The sequence below is a fragment of the Oribacterium sp. genome (assembly GCF_057249185.1).
The window spans coordinates 1-7,526 of sequence record NZ_DBHIGR010000112.1; the positions used below are offsets into that span (position 1 = coordinate 1).

9 protein-coding genes and 1 riboswitch are annotated in these 7,526 nt (G+C 46.1%); of the genes, 3 read left to right on the plus strand and 6 right to left on the minus strand.

Annotation, left to right across the window (positions count from 1 at the left end):
* On the minus strand, positions 1-274 hold a 274-nt coding region (locus ACO4PX_RS07075), incomplete at its 3' end, for a UvrD-helicase domain-containing protein (RefSeq protein WP_485572102.1).
* A 40-nt stretch (positions 275-314) separates the two neighbouring features.
* Between ACO4PX_RS07075 and ACO4PX_RS07080 the strand changes: the two genes are divergently transcribed.
* The gene (locus tag ACO4PX_RS07080; RefSeq protein WP_485572103.1) at positions 315-944 is read left to right on the plus strand and encodes a DUF1836 domain-containing protein; all 630 of its coding nucleotides are present in this window, start codon (positions 315-317) and stop codon (positions 942-944) included.
* 194 nt (positions 945-1,138) lie between these two features.
* Here ACO4PX_RS07080 and ACO4PX_RS07085 read toward each other — a convergent pair whose 3' ends face one another.
* From ACO4PX_RS07085 to ACO4PX_RS07105, 5 genes are all read right to left on the minus strand, one after another.
* Positions 1,139-1,441, minus strand: coding sequence for a YerC/YecD family TrpR-related protein (locus ACO4PX_RS07085; protein WP_007157484.1), 303 nt, complete (start codon positions 1,439-1,441; stop codon positions 1,139-1,141).
* 23 nt (positions 1,442-1,464) lie between these two features.
* On the minus strand, positions 1,465-2,994 hold the full coding sequence (locus ACO4PX_RS07090; RefSeq protein ID WP_485572104.1) for a polysaccharide deacetylase family protein: 1,530 nt from the start codon (positions 2,992-2,994) through the stop codon (positions 1,465-1,467).
* A 77-nt stretch (positions 2,995-3,071) separates the two neighbouring features.
* Positions 3,072-3,704 carry an ECF transporter S component gene (locus ACO4PX_RS07095; RefSeq protein WP_485572105.1) on the minus strand — a complete coding sequence of 211 codons (633 nt, stop codon included), beginning with the start codon at positions 3,702-3,704 and terminating at the stop codon, positions 3,072-3,074.
* A gap of 155 nt (positions 3,705-3,859) precedes the next feature.
* Positions 3,860-3,977: riboswitch (FMN riboswitch) on the minus strand.
* Positions 3,978-4,100: 123 nt separating this feature from the next.
* Positions 4,101-5,477 (minus strand): sodium-dependent transporter, encoded by a 1,377-nt coding sequence (locus tag ACO4PX_RS07100; protein WP_485572106.1) that lies wholly within the window; start codon positions 5,475-5,477, stop codon positions 4,101-4,103.
* Between the two features lie 37 nt (positions 5,478-5,514).
* Positions 5,515-6,237: a Maf family protein gene (locus tag ACO4PX_RS07105; RefSeq protein WP_485572107.1), complete on the minus strand. Its 723-nt coding sequence runs from the start codon at positions 6,235-6,237 to the stop codon at positions 5,515-5,517.
* Positions 6,238-6,523: 286 nt separating this feature from the next.
* Here ACO4PX_RS07105 and ACO4PX_RS07110 point away from each other — a divergent pair, with 286 nt between their 5' ends.
* Together ACO4PX_RS07110 and ACO4PX_RS07115 are read left to right on the plus strand one after the other, a co-directional pair.
* Complete coding sequence (locus ACO4PX_RS07110) at positions 6,524-6,766, plus strand: hypothetical protein (protein ID WP_007157491.1); 243 nt, start codon at positions 6,524-6,526, stop codon at positions 6,764-6,766.
* Positions 6,763-7,401: an FAD-binding protein gene (locus tag ACO4PX_RS07115; protein ID WP_485572108.1), complete on the plus strand. Its 639-nt coding sequence runs from the start codon at positions 6,763-6,765 to the stop codon at positions 7,399-7,401. Before ACO4PX_RS07110 ends, ACO4PX_RS07115 begins: the two co-directional genes overlap by 4 nt.
* Positions 7,402-7,526 lie beyond the last annotated feature (125 nt).

Sequence of the window (7,526 nt, forward strand, 5' to 3'; positions counted from 1 at the left end):
GGCACATACTATGGAAGGTGGAAACCCAGATTTCCCCCTGCCGCTCCGGCAGAAGCTGATTGACTCTGTCCCGCATTTCCTGGGCCGCCTTATTGGTAAAGGTAATCGCCAGAATCTGATAGGGAGAAACCCCTTTTTCCAAAATCAGGTAGGCAATTCTATGAGTCAGCACTCTGGTTTTTCCCGAGCCTGCCCCCGCCAAAATCAAGAGAGGCCCCTCTCCATGGGTGGCAGCCTCGTACTGCTCTTTATTTAGTATATTTTTCAGCTCCATGGCTTTCCTTTCTTTTCCTTGCTATGCTATACTTATCTTTATGGACGAACAATATCTCAATGAATTAACCGAATATCTTAAAAGTTTACATCATGTGCATGCGGGAAGCCTGCCCTCTCTGGACCTATACATGGATCAGGTAACCGGATTTATGGAGGAACATCTGGCCTCTATGAAACGTCATCCGGAGGACAAGGCTCTCACCAAGACCATGATTAATAATTATGCCAAAAATAAGATTCTGCCTCCTCCGGTGGGAAAGCGCTACAACAAGAATCACATGCTGATTTTGCTTTTGATTTACTATTATAAGAGTATGTTGAGCCTTTCCGACATCCGTACCGTGGTGGACCCCTTAGCGGAAAATTATTTTTCCCTTCACAGTAAACCCAGACTCACGGATATTTACGAAGAAATCTTCTCCTTTGCCAATGGAGAAATGCAAAGCTTAGTGGAGGATTTAGAGAAAAAATTCCAAACCGCCAATAGCTCCTTTTCGGAACAAGATCCCGCTTTTGCGGATTTGGAGGAACAGGAGCGGGAACAGCTCCAAAGCTTTTCCTTCCTAAGTCTCCTTGCCTTTGACGTCTACCTTAAAAAGCAACTTATGGAGAAGATTGCAGACCGCATGGAGGATAGCCAAAAGAAAAGGAAGAGGAATAAGAAATAGAAGGAACAGTAACCATCAAACAAGGCTAGCTTCTCAGCGATATAGCCTTGGAATACGGGGTAGTCTGAGCCCGCCGGTTCTTAGCTTTTGTTTTTTGAAAGCTTAGAACCGCTGCGTGGCGAGGCTAGCGAGAGCGTGCCCCGGTTCCATGCTATATCGTCGAGAAGCTTTTTGATTGTTTAAAGCTGTTCCTTTTATTTTTCCTCTTCCTTTTTGGCTATCCTCTCAAAGGCTACCGCGTAGCCGTCTTCTCCATAATGGAGAGAACGGTTAACTCTGGAAATGGTTGCGGTGGAGGCTCCGGTGGCCTTCGCTATATCGATATAGGTTTTGCCTTCCTGCAAGAGCTTGGCCACTTCATAACGCTGGGCCATCGCCAGAAGCTCATTGATGGTACAGAGGTCCTCGAAAAAACGGAAATACTCTTCCGTGGTTTCCAGCTGCTGCATTCCCTCAAATAAATGTCGTACCTCTTCGGTGTCTAGTTTCCGGTTCATTTTCTTCCTCTCCAAATGCTTCTTTATTCCCAAGTTACAGGGGTAGGTCTTCTGGTATCAAAGACCTTCTTCACGTCAATCAAGTCGGAAAGTCTATCCGCCGCGCCGCTGTAGGATTCATACAGGCGATAACCGTCCAGATTTCTTCTTCCCTGCCGGACAAAATCATCTCCGTACTGCATCCAAACCCTTGCGGAATCCACGTTACAGAAGTAACGGAAGCCTGCCGCCTCCAGCAAATCATATTTTCCGTCTTCCTTTCCCTTCTGATAGGGATGCCAGTCCCCGATATCATCTCCAAAGGGATAAAGCAAAACCTCACAGGGATCCGGCAGAAGAGGCTCCACATTTCTCTCCCAACGATCCGTATCCTTGGAAATGGAAGCCAAATCTCTGGTGCCGAAATTAATATGTCCCCAGGAGTGGGAGGCAAATTCATAGCCATCCTCTTTCATGGCCTTGGTAATCTTCTTAACGGTTTCCTTATCCTCTTCAATATTGGGGTTTGCCCTGTTCTTCGGGTCCAATGCCGGAGAATTGGGATCAAAGGTCTCATCGGTTCTATAGCCAAGAACGCCGTTATAACCGGTAAATGCAATCACCGCCTTATGGCCATGGTAGGCAAAATCCGGGTGCTCCTCCACGAACTTATCCAAAATCGGCACCAAGTCATAGTCCCCAATGGTAACATTTCCGTCCTTATCGGTATACTGGTTTTTAGGCTTTCCGTTTTCATCCAAAACCATCTTATCTGCAAAGCCATGACCTTCCATGTAAACGTAGTAGTTCACATCGTCCTGGGACATCACAAAGGGCTTCTTGCCCTCCGGAAGCATAATCTGCTTCTTCACCATTTTCTTCGTTCCGTCCGGCTGTTCCTGCATTTCCGCCAGATCATGCATATGTACCATCACGTAGCCCCGGTCGTACATTTCCTTGATGATTTCCTCAAACTCCGGAATGGTGGTCATTACGGAATTGAACTGCTTTCCCTGATGAGTGTCCGTCAAGGCTCTGGATGGGTCCACAATCAGGATATGGAAGAAAATGTGGGTGATATCATCCATATTGGCAGGAACCAGCTTGCCCTTCTCCTCTTCATACTGAGAAATCTTCGCGGAAATCTCCGTATCGGAAGACAGGTTCAAAGCATTTAAGGTGGCGATGGCACTGTCATAATCATACTGCTTCGCCTGAAGCTCCGCCGTCTTTAAGGCCTCATCCTTTTCCGAAAGAGCCGGAGTTTCACTTGCCTCTACTACATCGCCCTTCTCTTCCGTTTCCCCTTCCCCAAGCTTTACCACCGGGCGATTCTTGGCAATCGTGCTTTCAGAGACCTTTTTTCCAAAGGAAATTCCCCCCTGCTGTTGCACATAGGGCAGGGCATAACGTACCCCGATAAAAGCCAGGAACAACAAAAGAAGCAGAAGAAAAAAGAGCAGGATATGCAGGCGCTTCTCCTTCTTTCTTTTTTCTCTCCGCTTCTCCATCCGAATGCGGTGTTCCATCATTTTCTGCTGGTAATACTCGTCATCAAATTCTTCTCTGTTCATCCGACACCTCTCTCTGTCTCCCTCTTATTGTACAAAATATTGCCTTGAACGCAAGGGGGAAATGGAGAGGACTTAGATTATCCCTCTCCGTTTAACTTATGCAGGAAAGGAGATACACCCTTATACAGTAATAGGCAGAGAACTACGTCAATCATACCTTTTGCAAAGGTAAAGGGCACGTTAAAGACAAGCAAAGCCTTTTCAATGCTGCCGATGGAGGGAAGAATCAACTGATAGGCAGAAAGCACTACCTCTTTCGGCATGAAATTGTAATAGAAGGGATAAACCACCAGAAGGTTGGAGGGGTAGGAAATAGCCGCCATAACCACTGCACCAACAACGGAGGCAATAATTGCGCCCTTCTTCGTCTTATTTCTCTGATAAATAAATCCTGCGGTACCTGCAAAGCTTGCCCCAAGGATAAAGTTGGAAAGCTCTCCTACGCCGAAGGATCCGGAGCTGAAGCCGTGCAAAACATTCTTAATCAGCTCCACCAAAACACCGGAAACAGGACCCAGAGCAAAAGCTGCAATCAAAGCCGGGAAATCCGAAAAATCAAACTTAATAAATGGGGGAATCAAAAAGGGGATGGGAAACTCAATCCACATCAAAATATACGCGATAGCGGATAAAATACCCGTAACCGCCAAAAATCCCACACTGCTCTTCTTCACACTGCTCACCATTCTTCCCTGACTTTCTGCTTTCATTGCTGTCCTCACTTTCTTTGCATTCTCTGCAAGTCGCATTCTTCCGGTGGTTCTTTTCGAAAGGCTTTAGGACCGGGCATTTTCCTTCTTTTTTGTAAAACACCTTTGAAAATATAAAAAGCCCTGTACAAAAAGTACAGGGCAGAAAGCACAACGCTCGTCTTCTTCCATCCAGACTATACTGTTGGTACCGGAATCACACCGGTTCAACTGCTTTCGCAGGTCGCGGACTTTACCGCCAGTGGGGACTTACACCCCGCCCTGAAGAACATTCATTTTTACGATACTAAGAATACTCCTCTGCCGAAAACTTTGCAAGGAATATTTTTGATGCTTTTAGGACATATTTCGACGCTTTGTTTCGACGCTTTGCTTCAGCGCTTTGTTTCGACACTTTTAGAACTTAATCCATCCCAGCACGCCGGCTACGGAGCTGAACAGGATAATCGCCACAAAGAAAGGGCAAAGATATTTGATCATAAAATTAAATACCGCCTTTCTTTTAAAGGGAGCATCCTTTCGCATAACCTCCACCGCAATACCGTCTACGCCGATCACTCGCACCACCAAAAGACAGGTAGCCATGGCTGCGATAGGCATCATGACAGAGTTGGTCAGGAAATCAAAAAAATCCAGGAAAGGCATATTTTTCAGTATGGTAATGAAGGACAGAGGGCCATAGCCTAAAGCACTCAGGGTTCCCAAAATTATCATAATCAAAAGCAAAACCAGAGTGGCCTTTCTTCTGCTCCACTTCAGCTCATCCTGGAAGGTGGAAACCGCACTTTCTGCAAGGGCAATGGCGGAGGTCAGCGCCGCAAAGAAGACCAGAACGAAAAATAGAATGCCTACTACTCGCCCGAAGCCCATGCTGGCAAAGATCATCGGCATGGTGATAAACATCAGGGAGGGGCCGGCCTTTAATACGGAGGGGTCTCCATTGGAAAAGGCGAAAACCGCAGGAATAATCATCAGTCCTGCCAAAACCGCGATAGCCGTATCAAAAATCTCCACATGACTGGTGGATTCTTCGATGGAAAGGTCGGACTTCATATAGGAACCGAAGGTAATCAGGATTCCCATGGCAATGGAGAGGGAGTAGAACATCTGTCCCATGGCGGAAACCACCGTCATCCAAGAGAAGTTCTTGATATTGGGGACTAAGAAGTATTTTACCCCGGCAAATGCTCCCTTTCTGGTGATGGCGTAAATGGAAAGCAGGATGGCCAGAATCACAAGAATGGGCATCATAAAGGTGGAAACCTTTTCGATTCCATTTTCCACACCCATAAAGATAACCCAAATCACCAAAAAAGTAAAAATCAAGAACCAAAACTCCGCCTTTACCCCATTTCCAATAAATTCCGTAAAGTACTCCGCTGTGGCAAGAGCCTCCGTTTCTCCATTGATATAGCCGAAAAGATATTTGCATACCCAGCCGCCGATGACGGAATAATAGGGCACAATCAGGATGGGGATAATGGCATTGATCCAGCCTCCTGCCTTAAACATCCAGTCCTTTCCGAAGTGAGTATAGGCGCCCACAGGACTCTTTCTGGTCATTCTTCCGATGGCACTTTCCGCAATAATCATGGTATAGCCGAAGGTAAGCATCAGTAAAAGATACACCAAAAGGAAGATTCCTCCCCCGTACTTCGCCGCCAAATAGGGGAATCTCCAAATATTTCCCAAGCCCACCGCAGAGCCTGCGGCGGATAAGACAAAGCCCAGGCGAGAGCTGAACTTACTTCGTTTTTGCTTTTCACTACTCATTTTCTAGTTCCTTTCTACTGCTATGACATTTCTTTCCTTAAATCGCCTCTCCTTCAGCGCCTAAAAACTTCAAAGCCTGATAAAGTCTGGCAAGGGGCAGGCCCATCACATTGTAATAGTCCCCTGCAATGCCCTTTACAAAGGGGGCAAAACGTCCCTGAATCCCGTAAGCTCCCGCCTTATCCATAGGCTCTTTGCTTTCGATATAATCCCAAATTTCCCGTTCCGTAAGTCTTGCGAACTGCACCTCGGTCTTTTCGTAAAAGCCCATTTTCTTACCCTGAAAATGAAGGCTGACTCCGGTGTATACCTGGTGGGTTCTTCCGGAAAGGGCGGAAAGCATCTTGTAGGCATCCTCCTCATTTTTCGGTTTTCCCAAAATCCGATCCTCGAAAAATACCACCGTATCCGCCCCAATCACAAGATAGTCCTTCGGATACTGCTTCGCCACGTCCTCCGCCTTCTGAAAGGCCAGCTTCTGCACCAAAAGACTGGGATCCGCATCATTTACATCCTCCGCTATTCCGCTGGGATGAATCTCCGCCTTAAGTCCCAGAAGCTGAATCAGCTCCTGTCTTCTTGGAGATGCGGAAGCCAAAACCACCTTGGGAAATAAAGCCGTGATGGGCTTTTCCTTTCTTTCCGCTTCCTTCCTTCTTTCCTCCCGCTCTTTTAATTTATGTTCTAAAAGGTCAACATCTTCTTTGGAAAGCCCCAGCTTCTCCAAGAAGTCCTCGTCTTTATTTATATCCTCTCCCATTTTTCTTCCTTTCTTTTTTTGCAATTACTACGCTGTTTTTGCAGTCGCCTTTCTATTCTAACGATTTTTCCCCGTTTGCACAGTAATTTTTTTTACATTTTGCCATAAAAATGATTTTCTTTCCCTCTTTTGTGAAATCTGAGATTTTCCCGGAAAATATCCGGAGAAAACAGCAAAGAAATTTCCTCTTTTCTCCAAAAGATTTCTTCTTGCATTTTCCCCGGCTTTATACTAAGGTGAAACCATCGCACTACGCGCAGTACATGTCTTAGAGAAAGGGAATTCTATGAAAATCGAAAACGTAAACAACGTGGAAGGCTTATTTAAGCTCTTGAATGACTTACATGGAAAGGTAGAGTTGGTTTCTCCGGAAGGAGACCGAATTAACTTGAAGTCCAAGCTCTCCCAGATGCTGATGATGTCCCAGATGTTGGACAAGGCTTATATCAAGGAGCTGGAACTGATTGTCCATGAGCCGGAGGACATGAAGAAGGTTGTTGAATTCATGATGGGAGATGCCCACAATTGATTTTCCGCACTTCCGAAAGCCTGACTCTTCCCAAAGCGGAAGAGTCTTTTTTTTCTGATTTGCTGGTGGTGGGAGGCGGCTGTTCCGGCTTAGCCGCCATTTCCGCCGCAGCGGATCTTGGGATTGAAAACAGTATTTTATTAGAAAAAGAAGAAAGCCTTGGAGGACGTTTAGGAAAAAGCACGGAAGGAATCAGCGGGCTCTTTGCAAAGACCGTTCAGCCTAAAGAGCTTCTGTCCCATTTTTCCCTTTTTCTGGAAAATTATGAGGTTCCCCACAGAGTGGGAGTAGAGGTGGAAGAAATTTATCTTCTTTCAGGGGAAGAAGCACGGTACATTGCACATACCCAAGACGAAGCTTCCTCTTACCGCTATCTCTTAAAGGCTAAAACAAAAGAAGGCTCTTGCTTCTTTATCGGTAAAGCCTTAGTCTTGGCTGTGGGAGCACTTACTCCGGAGGAAAATGCTGCTGTTTCCGCTCTTATAGAAGAAGAAAAGAAAACAGCCTCCCCCCGACTTTTCCTGACAGGACAAAGCCTTGCCCCCTCTCAAAGCATTGCCGAAGCAGTGCAATCCGGCGGGGCTGTAGGGAGAACCGTAGGGGAAATGCTATTAAAAGAAAAGCATAAAACATAATTTAAAAAAGGCAGGTCTGAACTATTCCCCAAACTAGATATCCCACGCTTTATCATTAATACTTCTTAAAAATCACTACCACCCGTCAAACGGGTGGTTTGCTCGGGGCTATAAGCCCCTGCTAC